This window comes from Aequorivita xiaoshiensis (assembly GCF_022008395.1).
GTDB lineage: Bacteria > Bacteroidota > Bacteroidia > Flavobacteriales > Flavobacteriaceae > Aequorivita > Aequorivita xiaoshiensis.
In genome coordinates this window covers 141,233-158,351 of record NZ_JAIRBB010000002.1, presented here as the reverse complement: position 1 = coordinate 158,351, position 17,119 = coordinate 141,233, and the positions used below count along the sequence as shown (strand labels likewise).

General features: G+C 35.6%; 14 protein-coding genes. 6 read left to right on the top strand and 8 right to left on the bottom strand.

Annotated features, from left to right (window positions below):
- Nucleotides 1-67: 67 nt before the first annotated feature.
- Nucleotides 68-1,753 carry an asparagine synthase B gene (asnB, locus tag K8344_RS03995; RefSeq protein ID WP_237606980.1) on the top strand — a complete coding sequence of 562 codons (1,686 nt, stop codon included), beginning with the start codon at nt 68-70 and terminating at the stop codon, nt 1,751-1,753.
- Nucleotides 1,754-2,224: 471 nt separating this feature from the next.
- Here the strand turns inward: asnB and K8344_RS03990 are convergent, their stop codons facing one another.
- The 3 genes from K8344_RS03990 to K8344_RS03980 all read right to left on the bottom strand — a co-directional run bounded on the left by K8344_RS03990 (nt 2,225) and on the right by K8344_RS03980 (nt 4,530).
- Nucleotides 2,225-2,980 (bottom strand): acyl-CoA desaturase, encoded by a 756-nt coding sequence (locus tag K8344_RS03990; protein WP_237606979.1) that lies wholly within the window; start codon nt 2,978-2,980, stop codon nt 2,225-2,227.
- 56 nt (nt 2,981-3,036) lie between these two features.
- Nucleotides 3,037-3,609 carry a Crp/Fnr family transcriptional regulator gene (locus K8344_RS03985; RefSeq protein WP_237606978.1) on the bottom strand — a complete coding sequence of 191 codons (573 nt, stop codon included), beginning with the start codon at nt 3,607-3,609 and terminating at the stop codon, nt 3,037-3,039.
- 81 nt (nt 3,610-3,690) lie between these two features.
- Entirely contained in the window at nt 3,691-4,530 is an 840-nt protein-coding gene (locus tag K8344_RS03980; RefSeq protein WP_237606977.1) for a 1,4-dihydroxy-2-naphthoyl-CoA synthase, read from the bottom strand.
- Between the two features lie 189 nt (nt 4,531-4,719).
- Between K8344_RS03980 and K8344_RS03975 the strand changes: the two genes are divergently transcribed.
- Nucleotides 4,720-5,838, top strand: coding sequence for a C1 family peptidase (locus tag K8344_RS03975; RefSeq protein WP_237606976.1), 1,119 nt, complete (start codon nt 4,720-4,722; stop codon nt 5,836-5,838).
- A gap of 273 nt (nt 5,839-6,111) precedes the next feature.
- Nucleotides 6,112-6,570, top strand: coding sequence for a hypothetical protein (locus tag K8344_RS03970; protein WP_237606975.1), 459 nt, complete (start codon nt 6,112-6,114; stop codon nt 6,568-6,570).
- A 53-nt stretch (nt 6,571-6,623) separates the two neighbouring features.
- Here K8344_RS03970 and K8344_RS03965 read toward each other — a convergent pair whose 3' ends face one another.
- From K8344_RS03965 to K8344_RS03950, 4 genes are all read right to left on the bottom strand, one after another.
- Complete coding sequence (locus tag K8344_RS03965; protein WP_237606974.1) at nt 6,624-7,454, bottom strand: CvfB family protein; 831 nt, start codon at nt 7,452-7,454, stop codon at nt 6,624-6,626.
- Nucleotides 7,455-7,538: 84 nt separating this feature from the next.
- Nucleotides 7,539-9,203 (bottom strand): 2-succinyl-5-enolpyruvyl-6-hydroxy-3-cyclohexene-1-carboxylic-acid synthase, encoded by a 1,665-nt coding sequence (gene menD / locus K8344_RS03960; protein WP_237606973.1) that lies wholly within the window; start codon nt 9,201-9,203, stop codon nt 7,539-7,541.
- Nucleotides 9,204-9,234: 31 nt separating this feature from the next.
- Nucleotides 9,235-10,299, bottom strand: a complete 1,065-nt coding sequence (locus K8344_RS03955) for an isochorismate synthase (RefSeq protein WP_237606972.1) — start codon at nt 10,297-10,299, stop codon at nt 9,235-9,237.
- Nucleotides 10,299-10,724: a PaaI family thioesterase gene (locus K8344_RS03950; RefSeq protein ID WP_237606971.1), complete on the bottom strand. Its 426-nt coding sequence runs from the start codon at nt 10,722-10,724 to the stop codon at nt 10,299-10,301. Before K8344_RS03950 ends, K8344_RS03955 begins: the two co-directional genes overlap by 1 nt.
- Before the next feature lie 44 nt (nt 10,725-10,768).
- Between K8344_RS03950 and K8344_RS03945 the strand changes: the two genes are divergently transcribed.
- Nucleotides 10,769-11,410 carry an alpha/beta hydrolase gene (locus K8344_RS03945; protein ID WP_237606970.1) on the top strand — a complete coding sequence of 214 codons (642 nt, stop codon included), beginning with the start codon at nt 10,769-10,771 and terminating at the stop codon, nt 11,408-11,410.
- 464 nt (nt 11,411-11,874) lie between these two features.
- Here K8344_RS03945 and dnaK read toward each other — a convergent pair whose 3' ends face one another.
- Nucleotides 11,875-13,782: a molecular chaperone DnaK gene (dnaK, locus tag K8344_RS03940; protein WP_237606969.1), complete on the bottom strand. Its 1,908-nt coding sequence runs from the start codon at nt 13,780-13,782 to the stop codon at nt 11,875-11,877.
- 247 nt (nt 13,783-14,029) lie between these two features.
- Here dnaK and K8344_RS03935 point away from each other — a divergent pair, with 247 nt between their 5' ends.
- Nucleotides 14,030-15,289, top strand: coding sequence for an MFS transporter (locus tag K8344_RS03935; RefSeq protein ID WP_237606968.1), 1,260 nt, complete (start codon nt 14,030-14,032; stop codon nt 15,287-15,289).
- A gap of 398 nt (nt 15,290-15,687) precedes the next feature.
- Nucleotides 15,688-17,112, top strand: coding sequence for an L-serine ammonia-lyase (locus tag K8344_RS03930; protein WP_262913383.1), 1,425 nt, complete (start codon nt 15,688-15,690; stop codon nt 17,110-17,112).
- Nucleotides 17,113-17,119 lie beyond the last annotated feature (7 nt).

Below are 17,119 nucleotides of genomic sequence, written 5' to 3'. Positions count from 1 at the left end.
GGGAAGCAAAAAAATTAAAGCGAAACTATTTATCACGAAACTCAACTATTAACCAAATATTTAAATTATGTGTGGAATTGTATGTGCATTCAAATTAAAAGAGCCCTCTGAGGCACTTAGACCTCAAATATTATCAATGGCAAAAACTATTCGTCATCGCGGACCAGATTGGAGCGGCGTATTTACCAATGATAAAGCAATTATGGCTCACGAACGTCTAGCTATTGTAGACCCTATATCAGGGAAACAACCGCTTTATAGCAGTGATGGCAACCTTGTTTTGGCAGCAAATGGCGAAATCTATAATCATACCGAATTGAGAAAGCAATTAAATGGTTATGACTTTCAAACTAAAAGTGATTGTGAAGTTATATTGCCTTTATACAAAGAAAAAGGCGCAGCGTTTCTTGATGATATGAACGGCATTTTCGGTTTTGCACTATATGATATTGAAAATGACAATTATTTTATTGCTCGCGATCACATGGGCGTCATTCCCCTGTATATGGGATGGGATAAAAACGGAACCTTTTATGTGGCTTCAGAATTAAAAGCCCTAGAAGGTACGTGTACCAAAATTGAACTCTTCCCTCCTGGTCATTATTTAGATAGCCGTGAGGGTGAAATTAAGCGTTGGTACAAAAGAGACTGGATGGAGTTTGATACAGTGCAAGAAAATGAAACTAGTATTGCCGATTTACGCGACGCCTTAGATGCTGCTGTAAAAAGACAGCTAATGAGTGATGTGCCTTACGGCGTATTACTTTCTGGAGGCTTAGACTCTTCCATCACCTCTGCCCTAGCTAAAAAATATGCAGATAAACGTATAGAATCTGGCGATACCGAAGGAGCTTGGTACCCAAGGTTACATTCATTTGCAGTTGGTCTAGTAGGCTCCCCAGACTTGGCTGCTGCAAAATTGGTTGCCGATCATCTAGGAACTGTACATCACGAAATTAATTTTACAATTCAAGAAGGGCTTGATGCCATCAGCGATGTAATTTATCACGTAGAAACCTACGATATAACTACCATCCGTGCCTCTACCCCTATGTTTTTATTGGCGCGTGCTATCAAGGCTATGGGAATAAAAATGGTGCTTTCTGGCGAAGGAGCCGATGAGATTTTTGGTGGATATCTCTACTTTCACAAAGCCCCTTCCGCCAAAGATTTTCACGAGGAGAACGTGCGTAAATTAGATAAACTACATATGTACGACTGCTTACGTGCAAATAAATCTTTAGCTTCATGGGGAATCGAAGGTCGAGTGCCATTCTTAGACAAAGAATTTATGGATGTGGCTATGCGACTAAACCCTAAAGACAAAATGATCATCGCTGGTAAAAAAGGGTCTCATGATAAACAAGCCATGGAAAAATGGGTGTTACGCGAAGCTTTTGGCGATATGTTACCCGAAGCTGTTGCTTGGCGACAAAAAGAACAATTTAGCGACGGTGTAGGTTATAGTTGGATTGACTCTTTAAAGGAAATGGTAAATAATAAAGTAACAGACGAGCAAATGGCAAATGCGCATTATCGTTTCCCGATACAAACGCCTACTAGCAAAGAAGAGTTTTACTATCGCACCATTTTTGAAAGTCATTATCCAAGTGATGCCGCAGCTTTAACGGTGCCTAGCGTGCCTAGTGTAGCTTGTAGCAGTCAAGTAGCCCTGGATTGGGACGAAAGTTTTAAAAACATGAACGACCCTAGCGGTCGGGCCGTTGCAAACGTTCATGACGATGCGTATTAGGATATACTTGTTATTGAAACAAAAAGCATCTAGGAGTCTTCTTGGGTGCTTTTTTTAATTTAAATAAATACTTGACAACCCCTTAATATTTTATGTAAAAATATTAATATATGAGCTATATTTGAGTACACAATATAAATGAATACTTGGGATATAATATATGAATGTAGCTTTATACGGAGCTAATGATTTAGCTCATATTAAAAACCCAAATGTTGCGGTTTGGATTATGCTTAATGGACAGATTAATTTGGTTAAGAATCCAAATTAAATAAATTCTTGTATTAGCATTATTATACCGGATATATTACAACAATTGTTTCAGTAAAATAAACTCTTAACAAATATTATAACATATAGGTTTTGTAAAACCTACTTCTTAAAATCAAATACCCTAACAATATTAACAGTAAATAAAAAAATCCGCTCTCCTAAAATAGAAAAGCGGATTTTATATAACGCTTAAATTTATTAAACCTCCCTACGCACCGTTTGAGTGATCGGTTTAATTTTTATAAATCCTAAGGCATCTAAGCCTTGCATTATTTTATACGTAACATCTACCTCGTGCCAACGTACACCGCCAAAATTGGCGCGACTGGCGTGTTTGTGGTGATTATTGTGATACCCCTCGCCCATCATTAAAAAATCAAAAGGCAAAAGATTTTTTGAAGTGTCCTTTGTTTTAAAGTTTACATAACCGTAGATATGTGCGTACCAATTAATAATTACTCCGTGAATAGGTGCCATAAATAGCGCTACTGGAAAAAACAACCATTGCCACCAAGCTGTTGCACAGAAAAAGAAAAACGTGAAATACAAGATACTCCATAGAATTCTTGAAAAGTAAGAACTGGCAAAACTGTCAAAGCCTTCCCATTGTGGAACATTCTTGGTAAATTTTTCGTCCACCTCAATGCGTTTCTCATTTATATCGGCGTATATGTTCTTAGTGCGCCACATCATAGAAAAAACACTGGCGTCGTATTTTGGGGAATGCGGATCTTCCTCAGTATCGGCATAGGCGTGGTGCATTCTGTGCATAACGCCATAACCATAAGCACTTAGGTAATTTGAACCCTGAAAAAACCAAGTTAACACAAACGTAATTCTCTCGTTTAGTTTAGACATGGTAAAGGATTGGTGAGCGGCATAACGGTGCAAAAAGAATGTTTGAAAAAACAAACCTCCATACCAAAGCACCACTATAAATATCAATATTGTCATTAGCTATTTTTTTTACAAACATACTTGCAATAGCCAAGCCAAACAATGAACCTAAATCAATTAATACGCTTCCGAATACGGCTTAAGGCTTGTGGGGTAACCCCAATATAGGAACTGATGTATTTTAGTGGAATATCCTTGATAAAATCTTGACGGTTTTTAAATAGCTTTAAATACCGCTCCTCAGCAGTTTCATTTAAGAGAGATTGCTCACGTTTCGATTTTAACAGAAATAGACGTTCAGCAGTTAGTCTGCCAATAAGGTTTCCGAATTGGGTGTTGGCATAGACATCCTGTAAATCGGCGTAGGAAATACTATACATATGTGTATCCGATAAAGCTTCTAGCTCATAAAGTGAAGGTTTTCTAGTTAAAAATGAATCGTAGGCGCTTACAAATTGGTTTTTAAAACTAAAACTAAAGGTCACCTCCTTTTCTTCAAATTCCTTGGGCATGTAAAATCGGACAACGCCAGATTTAATAAAAGAAATGTAGTTTTCTATCTCTCCTAGTTGTAAAAAAACGGATTTCTTTCTGAAATTTCGCTCTATTAGTCTAGAGGAAAAGTAATCCCAATCCTCATCAGATATTTTTGATATACCTTCTATATGATTTCGGACAAATTCCATTAATTCTTATACGATACTTTTGAAATCCGTTTAAATATCTTTACTCTACTATTAGATGCTGGCTGCTATAATAACATTATACTATGGCAACCACTTTTTATCAAAGTTTGGCTTGCGTTTTTCTAGGAAAGCATCACGGCCTTCTTTTGCTTCTTCAGTCATATAAGCAAGACGGGTAGCTTCACCTGCAAATACTTGTTGCCCAACCATCCCATCATCGGTTAGGTTCATGGCAAACTTCAACATTTTAATAGATGTAGGGCTTTTTGCAAGTATTTCTTGCGCCCACTCGTAAGCCGTATCTTCCAGTTCGGCATGAGGGATAACGGCATTTACCATTCCCATTTCAAAAGCTTCTTGTGCGCTATAATTTCTTCCCAAGAAAAATATTTCACGAGCTTTTTTCTGCCCCACCATCTTAGCTAGATATGCACTGCCGTAACCTCCGTCAAAACTTGTTACATCGGCATCGGTTTGTTTAAAAATAGCGTGTTCTTTACTTGCTAAGGTCAAATCGCAAACCACGTGTAGGCTATGTCCGCCACCAACAGCCCAACCTGGTACAACGCAAATAACAGCTTTTGGCATAAAACGAATTAATCGCTGTACATCAAGAATATTTAATCGGTGATATCCATCTTCACCTACATAACCTTGATGGCCACGTGCTTTTTGATCGCCCCCACTACAAAAACTATATACTCCATCTTTAGATGAAGGACCTTCAGCTGAAAGTAATACTACCCCAATTGATGTATCTTCCTGCGCATCGTGAAAGGCGTCAAGTAGTTCGGCGGTAGTTTTAGGACGAAATGCATTCCTTACATCTGGTCTGTTAAAAGCTATCCTCGCAACACCATTAGATTTTTTATAGGTTATATCGGTATATTCTTTTGCTGTTTTCCAATTTGGAGTATCCATAATTATTATTTTTGTTTTCAAAGATAGCAGATATTGTTTAGTATCATTTTCTATCTTCTTTGAAATTAAACATAAAATCTCTGCGCACTCTACGTCTCTGCGGTGTCAAATTTACCGTAAAGACATAGAGTTCACAAAGAAAAGATACCTCAAACCCCACAAAATAAATAACATTAATATAAATAAACAATGCGCAGCCTTCTACTTCTCTTGGTAATTCTATTTACATTAAATCTATCCGCCCAAGAACAATACAAATTTACAACTGTAACCGACCTTGAAACCACACCTGTGTTAAGTCAAGGAATCACGGGAACGTGTTGGAGTTTTAGCAGTATTTCATTTTTAGAAAGTGAAATAATTCGCCTAACCGGAAAACATATCGATTTAAGCGAAATGTATCAAGTACGTAATACCTATCCGCTAAAGGCCGAAAATTTTATTATGCGACAAGGAAAAGCACAGTTTGGGGAAGGCGGACTTGCTCACGACGTAATGAATGCTGTGGACAAACACGGATTAGTACCTCAATTAGCTTTTAACGGAATGCCCAACGGGGAAAGCAAACACAATCATGCCGAGATGTCAGCTGTATTGGAAGCCATGCTAAAAACCTATGTTGATAACCCAGGAAGAGAATTGAGTAGTAAGTGGCGGACAGCTATCGATGCTGTTTTAGATATATATATCGGTAAAAACGTAAACAGTTTTATCTTCGAAGGGAAACAATATACACCACAATCTTTCCTAGAAATGACTAAAATTCAGCCGAAAGATTATGTAAGTTTAACTAGTTTCACTCACGCTCCATTTTATTCAAACTTTATTTTAAATGTTCCCGACAATTGGAGTAATGGCAGTTTTTATAATTTACCATTAGATGAAATGATAGCAACCATAGACAATGCATTAGCAAATGGATATACTGTAGAATTAGATTGTGATGTAAGCGAACGTAGCTTTTCATCTAAAGAAGGAATTGCAGTTGTTCCTAAAAATGATGAAAATAAACTAAAAGCACGAAGCTCAATATTTCCTGAAAAAACGATAACGCAGGAGTACCGCCAGCAGGAGTTTGAAAACTACAATACTACTGATGATCATTTAATGCATATCACAGGAATCCTTAACGATCAAAATGGCACTAAATATTATAAAGTTAAAAACAGTTGGGGAGACGACGAGAGTCGAGTTGCAAATGGAGGATATGTGTATTTTAGTGAAGCGTATATGCGTCTAAAAGCTATTAGCATAACTATTCATAAAGACGCAGTTCCAAATAAGATTGCTAAAAAATTAAGTCTGTAATTGGTAATGTTCGATTAAGATACAATATCGCTGCACTGAAATACAACATACAGAAGTCTTGGTTTGAGATTTATTAAAAATCAAAAAATGACAAATTGTACTCCCCTTATTAATTACTCATCCAAATTTTGGTAAATTTTGATCTGATACAAATAGGTTATAAAATGAATAAATTTTCTGCATTTGAATCGTTGTAAGCGCTCATTCTCACATGCCAAGTCTAACATCTCAATTCTATTTATTCTTGGCTTAAAATTTGATATCTTTGTTTCGATGAAAAAACTATTGTTTCTTATATTATTATTCCCATTATTGGCTTCGGCTCAATTGGATTACGAGACCAATAAATATAAGTTAGATTTTGTTAAGCTTCCAGAAATTGAAAGTTTAACTACCACTTCTTTGTTATTTGAAGGAGATTTTCGATCTAAAGGCTTAAAAAGACTCCCATCTTTTAAGTTGAACAAACAAAATTATCGCCAACCGGTAAGTATGATTGATGCGATGATTACAAATCAAAGTTACGTAGAATCGGATCTTAAAATATCTTTAGACCCTAGAGAATATGGAGTTTACGGCGGTAATAGCAGTTATAGTGCAGATGGATCTACCAAAGTAAAAAACGAGGCATATAATGAAGCAAGCCGTGGATTCTTAAATGCAAACACTTGCCCGCCACACGGAATATGCGCACGTTGCGCACCTTTTAGACTAGGGCGCAGATATTACTAAGTTATTTTCTAAAATCTACAATCCCATCTAGATATTTGAATTTAATAGGGGATTTACTTCAACTCAATTCCATCATCTTTAATGATGATTTGTTTGTCTTTATAAAGCGTTCCTATTGCTTTCTTGAAACTTTTCTTACTCATACCCAACATATTTTTAATAGTGTCTGGATCTGATTTGTCGTGAAGTGGAAGAAATCCTCCCGCGGCCTCTAATTCTTCTCTTATAAAATTAGCGTTAGGCTCTATGCTCTTATAACCCGGTTGTTGAAGAACCAAATCAATTTTATTGTCAGGGCGAATTTTCTTTACAAACGCCTTTAACTTATCGCCTGTACGGATATCTTCAAAAATATCTTCTATATAAATTAATCCTTTATGAACACCATTAACAATAGCATTTGCTCCTTTTTCAGTTAAATGTGTTATTAAAATATCAACTTCTTGATAAGCTTCAACCGTTAAGTTTTCATTTTGAAGAAAATGGTTTGTTTTACTTGAACCGACTAAGCGGTTGGTTTTTTCGTCTATATATAAATATACGATATACCAATTTCCTTTTTTCATTGGACGTGCTTGTTCCTTAAAAGGCACAAACAACTGTTTTTCTAATCCCCAATCCATAAAGGCACCATATTCGGTAACATCGCTACAATGTAAATATCCAAAGGTATTTAATTGTAAAAAAGGGTCCAATGTGGTTGCTATAGGACGTTCCTCATTATCAAGGTATATAAAAACCGTGATCTCATCTCCTATTTCATATTCTTCTGGTTTGTATTTGTGAGGCAAGAGAACCACGTTTTCTTCTTCATCACCTAAATATAGACCCGGTTCGGTTTCCCTTAGAATCTCTAATGTATTGTATTCACCCAATTTTATCATAACTGCAAAGGTAGTGTTTTAAAGAAAATTAAAAATATAATAATCAATGGAAAACTTAACAAATTCTGATGTAATAAATTGGCCTTAGGCAATGAATTCAAAATAATCCAAAAGCACTTTATCGTTGATAGTCGAAGGCGTAAATATCTCTAACAAAGATGGCCCTTCATCTGATTGAAAGAATGTGGCAATCCCTTTACTTAATTCTTTTTCTTCAGTTAGAGATTGATACTTAAAACCATACATTTCTGATAGATATCTGGCTGTTAGATTGTGTTTGGTTTCAAAATAAGTATCAAATACTTTAGTATCTTTTTCACCAGGAAGAATTCTAAAAATACCCCCACCTCCATTATTTATTACAATAATTTTAAAATTTTTTGGTACATAATTATTCCACAACGCATTGCTATCGTAGAAAAAACTCAGATCTCCAGTAATAAACACCGTAGGCAATTCTGAAGCGTATGCTGCTCCTATTGCTGTACTTGTACTACCATCAATTCCACTAGTTCCTCGATTACAAAAAACTTCTGAGGATGATGGTAAATTAAATAATTGGGCATATCTAATTGTAGCACTATTACTTAGTTGAAGTTGAATATTTTGTGGAAGCTGTTTAAATATTTCAGAAAACACCATAAAATCTGAATACGGAATTTGAGTTTCGTACATATGGTGACGTTTTAAACGATATGATTTTAATGATAACCAATGTTCCCGATAGTCATTACCTACAGCATTTGTATCAGGAAGAAATTCAGTAAAAAAATTATTTATTGGCGTTTTAAAATGATGCGTTAAAGCAAAGAAAGTATCGTAGGCTTTATTTGAATCTACGTGCCAATGCTCTTTTGGAGCATAATTTCTCAAAAAAGCTTTTATTCTCTTAGAAACCACCATTCCTCCAAAACTCAATAATATGTCTGGTTGCAGATTTTTAAAATCCTCTTCTGTCAACGGTGTTATAAGCTGATCTATAGCAGAAATAAATCTTTCATTATGAAGGTTTGAAGTTGTTTCGGTTAGAACTAAAACACTTTTATCTTTTGCTAAATGTTCGATAAAACGTTGCTCTACACTGTTTGGTGGTAGAACTCCAACCAGAATCATTTTGCGACTACTACTATTCCACTTCCTTTGAAAAGGTGTTAAATCTTCTGACAAGTCGAAACTATTCAACCTAGCTTTAACGTTTTGTGGTGAAACTAATGGCTTGTCAACGGTTTGATATAATGGTTCAGAAAAAGGAATATTAATATGAACAGGTCCCGATAACTCAATTGCTGTATTTAAGGCAACGTTTATTTCGGTTTCATTTTTTTGTTGAAATGCATCGCCCTCGATACAGTTAGCACTGTATAGAATATGATTATGAAAAACATTTTCCTGACGAATCGTTTGTCCATCGCCTATATCTATTCGGTCTGCAGGCCTATCTGCTGAAATAGCTACAAGCGGAATATCACTATAAAACGCTTCGGAAATTGCTGGGTAATAGTTTATTAATGCTGAGCCGGAGGTGCAAACAACAGCTACAGGTTTTTTTAATTGTTGCGCCATTCCCATTGCAAAAAATGCAGCAGCACGTTCATCAACTATGCTAAAACACTTAAATTCCGGATGTTCTCCAAAACCTATGGTTAATGGTGCATTACGCGACCCTGGAGAAATTACGATATGATTAATTCCTTTATCCAAACATAATTGAATAAGGGTTTGAGCGAGGATTTTATTTGTAAATTTCATGGAGTGTAAAGGTATAAAGACACTGTAAATTTTAAAGCATTGGCTGCAATACTTGTAACATTGTTTGCATTTTATTTTGAGTTTCCTGCCATTCCTCTTTTGGATTAGACTCTAAAGTTATTCCACCACCAACAAATATACGCGCAACGTCATCTTCTATTTTCATACATCGTAAGTTTACCATAAGGTTGGCCGAAGTCCCATTATTGAATATAGGACCAAAAAAACCTGTGTAAAATTCGCGATTGTATCCTTCATTTTCTAAAATAAATTTTTGTGCTATTTCTTTAGGATTGCCACCTACTGCCGGTGTTGGGTGTAAAGCAGACGCTATAGCTGTGAGCGTTGTATTGTTATTTAGTTTACCCCTTATATCTGTTCTAAGGTGTAATAACGAACCAGCACGATGAGTATATGTTTTAGAAATCTCTAATGAAGAGGCCGCAGGTTTTAATTTATCTAAAATCATATTAGTCACCTGCTGTTGTTCATCTTGTTCTTTAGGTCTCCAAGTTGCAGGCTCGTTATTGATATATGGTTGGGTTCCTGCCAAAGCCATAGTTGAAAACATATTATCATCTAAATTCACAAGTGTTTCTGGCGTTGCACCACACCATAAACCAGTTCTAGGATGAAACCAAATATATCGGAAGGCTGTAGGATAGGTTGAAAATAAACGATTTAGTAATTTATCAATAGAAAAATTTTGAAGCTGTATGTCTTTCGGACGTGAGATAACAATTTTACTTGCTGTATTATTTTTAATTGCTTCTATTGTATTTTCTAATAGTTTAATGTAATAATCTTCCTCATTTTCATCGTTTAAAACTGAAGTAACCTCTGTTGTAAACGGTTCTTTTACAAATTCAGAAATATAAATCTCTGACTCGATTTCAGGTATAAAAAAAGAAGAATTGTGATAGTTGAATGGCGAAAGTACAAATCCAGCTTTATTTAATTCTTTAATTTCGTGTAAGAAATCATCCTTTTGCAGAAGAGCAGATAAATTTTTACTATTTGGTTTACTGTATACTACAAATGGTAATTTTTTCAAATAATGATTTGAAATTTTCTCAAGTAATAAATTAAAATCCATTATTGGGTTTTTGGTAAACTTATAGTTGTGAGTTTCACAAGAGAAACGAGATCGCCTTCTTCATTGGTTATCTTTATCTGCCATAGCTGAGTTGTACGTCCTTTATGCAGTATACTTGCGTGAGCATACACAAAACCTTTACGAACACTTTTTACGTGGTTGGCTGCAATTTCAATTCCGCGAACAACAATGTTTTCAGCGTTTAAAAAGAAATAAGCTCCTGCACTTCCAACACTCTCTGCTAAAGCGACAGATGCACCGCCGTGTAAAACACCGTCAGGTTGATGAACTCTAGGAGTTACTGGCATTTTTGCAATTATAAAGTCATCTCCGACTTCCGTAAATTCTATATTCAAGGTTTCCATTAATGTGTTTTCACACATCTTTTTGGACATAGCTAAAATTTGATCTTTAGTGTACTTCATCTTATTAAATTACATTTGTAAAAATACAAAATTGAATACAACAAATGAGCACTGAAAAAGAAGCTTCTTACAAATCGGTCAACACTTATTCAACCTTAAATACTTTAACCGAAAACACTAAAAATGTTTGGATAGTTTTTCACGGTATGGGGTATTTAAGTAAATACTTTATTAGATATTTTTCTGAGTTGAATTCTGAAGAAAATTACATCATTGCGCCACAAGCTCCTTCAAAATACTACCAAGACAGAAAATTTAAACACGTAGGCGCTTCTTGGCTTACACGTGAAAATACAGTTCTAGAAACTGAAAATATATTAAATTATATAGATGCTGTTTTTGAAAAAGAAATAACTAGAGAAATACCTAATTTAATTGTGTTAGGATATTCTCAAGGAGTTTCAATTGCATCACGCTGGATTGCAAATAGAAAAATAAATTGTGACAAACTAATCCTTCACTCAGGAGGAATTCCAAAGGAACTGAAAGCCTCTGATTTTGAATTTTTGAAGCCATCTACTAGAGTTATTTACATATATGGTGATAAGGATGAATACATCACAGAAGCGAGAAAAACAGAAGAGCAATTAAAAGGAAGCGAGTTATTTGATAACAGGCTAGAAATTAAAGTTTTCGATGGAATCCATGAAGTTAATCGAAAATTTATAAATGAGATTGCTATATAAACATACAAATCCTTTAAAAGTTAAATTTGCAAAAATTATCATGAATAGATTTGGGATAGTGTCTAATAAATTATATTTTGGCCCCCGGTTACCTATTGGAAACCCCCACTTTCCAAGTATGTGACCTTAAAGCTTAATAATTGGTTAAAATAAAAAGCTTTAAAATTGAACGGCCCTTACAGGCCGTTCTTTTTATATCTGTTAGTTCCAAATCTAAACATAGCACCTTCCCACATTCAAATTACATTTATCTAAACTTTTAAGAAGGTCAATAATTCTACTATCTATTTTTTAATTCCTCATAATAACTAAAATACACCTTAATTAATTAAAACAAAAAACCGCAACCTTTTCAGGTTGCGGTTTTGTATTTAGCTTATATTATCTTGCTTGTAAAAACCCCTCGACTATGCTTGGGATAAGCGAATAATATATTTTTGCATAGAGCAAAACTTAATCTCAGCTTACTTTACTTCTTCGAAGTCAACATCTTCCACATCACTATTTTCAGTGTTGCTTCCCTGCTCAGCTCCTGCTTCAGTATCACCTGTTGGTGCACCTTGTGCATCTGCTTGCGCTTTATACATTTCTTCAGAAGCAGTTTTCCAAGCTTCATTTATCTTATCTAAAGCTGGTTGAATTGTAGCTAAATCTTGTGATGCGTGTGCTTTCTTCAATTCTTCTAATGCTTCCTCAATTGGTTTCTTTTTATCATCAGATAATTTATCACCAAATTCATTCAGTTGCTTTTCAGTTTGGAAGATCATTGCATCTGCTTCATTCAATTTATCTACTTTTTCTTTTGCAGCTTTATCGCTTTCAGCATTTGCTTCTGCATCAGCTTTCATCTTAGCGATTTCATCTTCTGTTAATCCTGAAGAAGCTTCGATACGGATGTCTTGAGATTTATTAGTAGCCTTATCGGTAGCGCTTACTTTAATGATACCATTAGCATCAATATCAAACGTTACTTCAATTTGTGGCACACCTCTTTGAGCTGGTGGAATTCCGTCTAAGTGGAAACGACCAATTGTTTTGTTATCGTTTGCCATTGGACGCTCTCCTTGCAATACGTGAATTTCAACACTTGGCTGATTGTCCGCAGCTGTAGAGAACACTTGACTTTTCTTAGTTGGAATTGTAGTGTTAGCTTCAATCAATTTAGTCATTACACCTCCCATAGTTTCAATTCCAAGAGAAAGCGGAGTTACATCTAAAAGAAGTACATCTTTTACATCTCCAGTTAATACACCTCCTTGAATTGCAGCTCCAACAGCTACTACTTCATCAGGGTTTACACCTTTATGAGGTTTTTTTCCGAAGAATTTTTCAACAGCTTCCTGAACTGCAGGAATACGAGTTGAACCACCAACTAAAATTACTTCATCAATATCGCTCTTGCTTAAACCTGCAGCTTTCATTGCAGTTTCACAAGGAACCATAGTTCTCTTAACTAAATCGTCAATTAATTGCTCGAACTTAGCACGAGACAATGTTTTAACCAAGTGTTTTGGTCCGCTAGCAGTAGCAGTAACATAAGGTAAGTTGATTTCTGTTTGTGCAGCAGAAGAAAGTTCAATTTTTGCTTTTTCAGCGGCTTCCTTTAAACGTTGTAACGCCATAGGGTCTTTACGAAGATCGAAATCTTCTTCAGCCTTAAACTCATCTGCTAACCAATTGATTATTTTTTGGTCAACGTCATCACCACCTAAGTGTGTATCTCCATCAGTAGCAAGTACTTCAAAAACTCCGTCTCCTAATTCAAGGATACTAACGTCATGTGTACCACCACCAAAGTCAAACACAACTACTTTTTGGTCTGTTCCTTTTTTGTCAAGACCGTAGGCAAGTGCAGCAGCAGTTGGCTCATTAATAATTCTTTCTACTTTAAGACCAGCAATTTCTCCAGCTTCTTTTGTAGCTTGACGCTGACTGTCATTAAAGTATGCAGGAACAGTAATTACCGCACGAGTAACATCTTGTCCTAAATAATCTTCTGCAGTTTTCTTCATTTTTTGAAGAATCATTGCACTTAATTCTTGTGGTGTATATAAACGGCCATCGATATCAACACGAGCTGTATCGTTATCGCCTTTTACTACCTTGTATGCAGAATGTTCTGTTTCTTTTAAAGACTCAGAATATTTATTCCCCATAAATCTCTTAATAGAGCTAATGGTTTTTGTTGGGTTTGTAACAGCCTGACGTTTTGCAGGATCACCTACTTTAATTTCGCCACCTTCTACAAATGCGATTACAGAAGGAGTCGTTCTTTTTCCTTCGGCATTAGGAATAACTGTTGGCTCGCTTCCTTCCATTACGGCAACGCAAGAGTTTGTTGTTCCTAAGTCGATTCCAATTATTTTACTCATAATAGTATTGTTTGTTGTTTATTATTTATGTTGTGTATTCTTAATTTCGAGTTCTATAAGTCAATGATTGTGCCAACCAAATTGTACTGCCATCATGTCATAAATATTTTTAAATCCGTCATTAATAATGAATTAATTACTTTCCTGAGCGTATCAGAAGGATAAAATTCTATTCTAATTACAGTAAAAACAATATCTTTTTAAAATACACTACTTTTACAAGAACCAAAATTTATAAAATAAACAATTGAATAATAAAAAGCCTTCAAGACGATATATAGCTTATATTATCCTATTAATTCTTGCAGGGGAAGCTGTCTTTATCTTGCCATTTGTTTTGGCCCGGGTTTTTAGAGCTACTGTTCTTGAAGTTTTTAAAATCAATAACACAGAATTGGGATTTTGCTTCTCGGTATATGGAATAGTGGCAGTCTTCTCTTATTTATTTGGCGGTCCTTTAGCAGATAGATTTCCTCCTCGAAAATTGATGGGAACAGCTTTGATACTTACAGCCTTAGGCGGCCTTGTTTATGCCAGCTCCCCTACTTTTCAAATTTTAATAATTCTATATGGGTTTTGGGGTTTTACAACAATTTTTCTGTTTTGGTCGGCAATGATAAAAGCCACCCGCGTTTGGGGTGGAAATGACAATCAAGGAAAAGCATTTGGCTTTTTAGATGGAGGGCGTGGATTAGTAGGCGCACTCTTTGGATTGCTTGGTGTATTTGTGTTTTCGCTATTTGTTTCTGAAACTGAAATATCGTCTGAAGTGCAATTAAAAGCCTTCCACTATGTAGTTTATACCTCCTCCGCTCTTGTTGCTATAATTGGAGTAATAGTATTATTCTTCTTAAAAATTGATAAAGAAACTGAAGCGACAAGCCATGAGAAAATCACTTTTAAAAACATAAAAACAGTCCTAAAATTACCATCTGTTTGGCTCCTTATGGTTATTATTATATGTGCCTATGTAGGGTATAAAATAACCGATATATTTTCACTCTATGCCAAGGACGTAATGCTATATAGCGAAGTTGATGCTGCCAAAACAGGCACGTTCTTATTATTTATTCGCCCTATTGTGGGTGTGGTAATCGGATTTCTAGCAGATCGTTCTCGTCCTTCAATTTACCTATGTATCGGATTTGTACTTTCATTTTTTGGAGGGATACTTTTTGCCTCCGGTATTTTAGGCCAAGAAACAGATATTTTATTCTTTCTTTCTATAATTGTTACGGCCGTCGGTGTTTACGCTGCTCGTGTACTTTATTTCGCCGTTATGAAAGAAGGCAATATACCTTTAACGCTTACAGGAACTGCAGTGGGAATTATTTCCTTTATAGGTTATACTCCTGAGGTTTTTGCAGGGCCCGCAATCGGGTATTTTTTAGATGGCTCTCCTGGTGAAGCAGGCCATCAGCAGGTATTTTGGATGTTGACAATATTCTCGGTTATAGGACTTTTTGCGTCAATCATTTTTTATCGAAATTCAAAAAGTAAAAGTTGAAATCTACCAGAATTAGCCGATAACGATTCCGTTTTTATTTGAGATTGGTATAAAATCGTTTTCCATTGATTATAACTCCTTGATTTCTAAATACAATACATTTACAGAAAGTTTATCTATAATCTAAAATATTAGCCTCCTTTCTTTTCTTTGTAGAGTTTTTTGGCCTCCGTCTATTTAATGAACTTCTACTCATTAAAATATCCCCCACTAATCCTGAGTAGGTAGTCGCTATTAAAAATTTTAGTGAGTTACAAAAATATACTTATCTCATATCCAATCCTTATCTTTGTAGGTTTACCTAAAAAAACAATTTTAAGCATTAATTGTTAACAATTAACGCGTTCTGTTTAGCTAAATGTTTTAAAATTTCTTAGGTTTGACTCAAGATAAAATTTATGGAAAGTATTAGTGTTTTTGACATGTTGTCGATAGGTGTTGGGCCATCTAGTTCCCACACTTTAGGTCCTTGGCGCGCAGCATTGCGTTGGGTTGAGGAGTTGAAAGATGATAATAAATTTGATGAGGTAGTGTCGCTTACCGTAGATCTATATGGCTCGCTTTCACTAACGGGAAAAGGTCACGCTACAGATATAGCTGTAATGCTAGGTTTAATGGGGTTTGACCCTGTTACATTTCCCATTGAAAATATAAATAAAGAGATAGATTTTATTACTTCGGAAAATAAACTCAAACTCAACAACGAGTTAGAGGTACCATTTATTCCTAATGAAAATATAATCTTTAATCGAAAGTTTCTTGAATTTCATCCTAACGGGATGACTTTTAATGCCAACTTTAAAGACGGATCGAAAGAATCTACCTCTTTTTATTCCATAGGTGGAGGATTTACTGTTAAAGAAGAACGCAAGCAGGAAAAAGCAAAGATGGAGAAATTTGCACAGTTCCCTTTCCCTATTCAAAACGGAGCGGAGCTAGCCGCATACTGCAAATCTGAAAATAAAAGTATTTCAGAAATAGTTCTCGAGAATGAAAAATCATTGCGGTCGGAAACAGAAATAACAAATGGTTTAAAAGAAATTTGGGATGTAATGCTCGACTCTATGTATGTGGGTGCACATACTGAAGGAATTTTACCCGGAGGTCTAAATGTTACCCGAAGAGCATTCGAAATGAATAAAAATCTTATCGGGGACACTTCATACACTAATGCTGAAGAATGGATAGATGCCATTAGAAATACCGAAGTAAAATTTCGACAAATTCTGAAATGGGTTTCTTGTTTCGCCTTAGCTGTAAATGAAGTAAATGCATCTTTAGGTAGGGTTGTAACCGCTCCAACAAATGGAAGCGCTGGTGTAATTCCTGCCGTAATGATGTATTACATGGTAATTGAAAACCACGATGCAAATTTTGAAGATGTTCAGAAGTATTTATTAACTGCTGGCGAAATTGGAAGTCTTTTCAAAAAGGGAGCTACCATCTCAGCGGCTCTAGGTGGATGCCAAGCAGAAATTGGTGTATCGTCATCGATGGCTGCAGGTGCATTATGCGAACTTATGGGCGGAACGCCAGACCAATGCTTAATGGCTAGTGAAATTGCAATGGAACATCACCTAGGTTTAACTTGCGACCCAATTGCTGGTTTGGTTCAAATTCCTTGTATCGAGCGTAACGCAATGGGCGCTATTAAAGCTATAAATGCATGTGAAATGGCACTTAATAGTGATCCTGCCAAGGCAAAAGTACCTTTAGATAAGGTAATTGCAACAATGTGGGAAACGGCAAAAGATATGACATCGAAGTATAAAGAAACTAGTGAAGGAGGACTAGCAGTACAAGTTAATGTAAGCGATTGCTAATTCACAA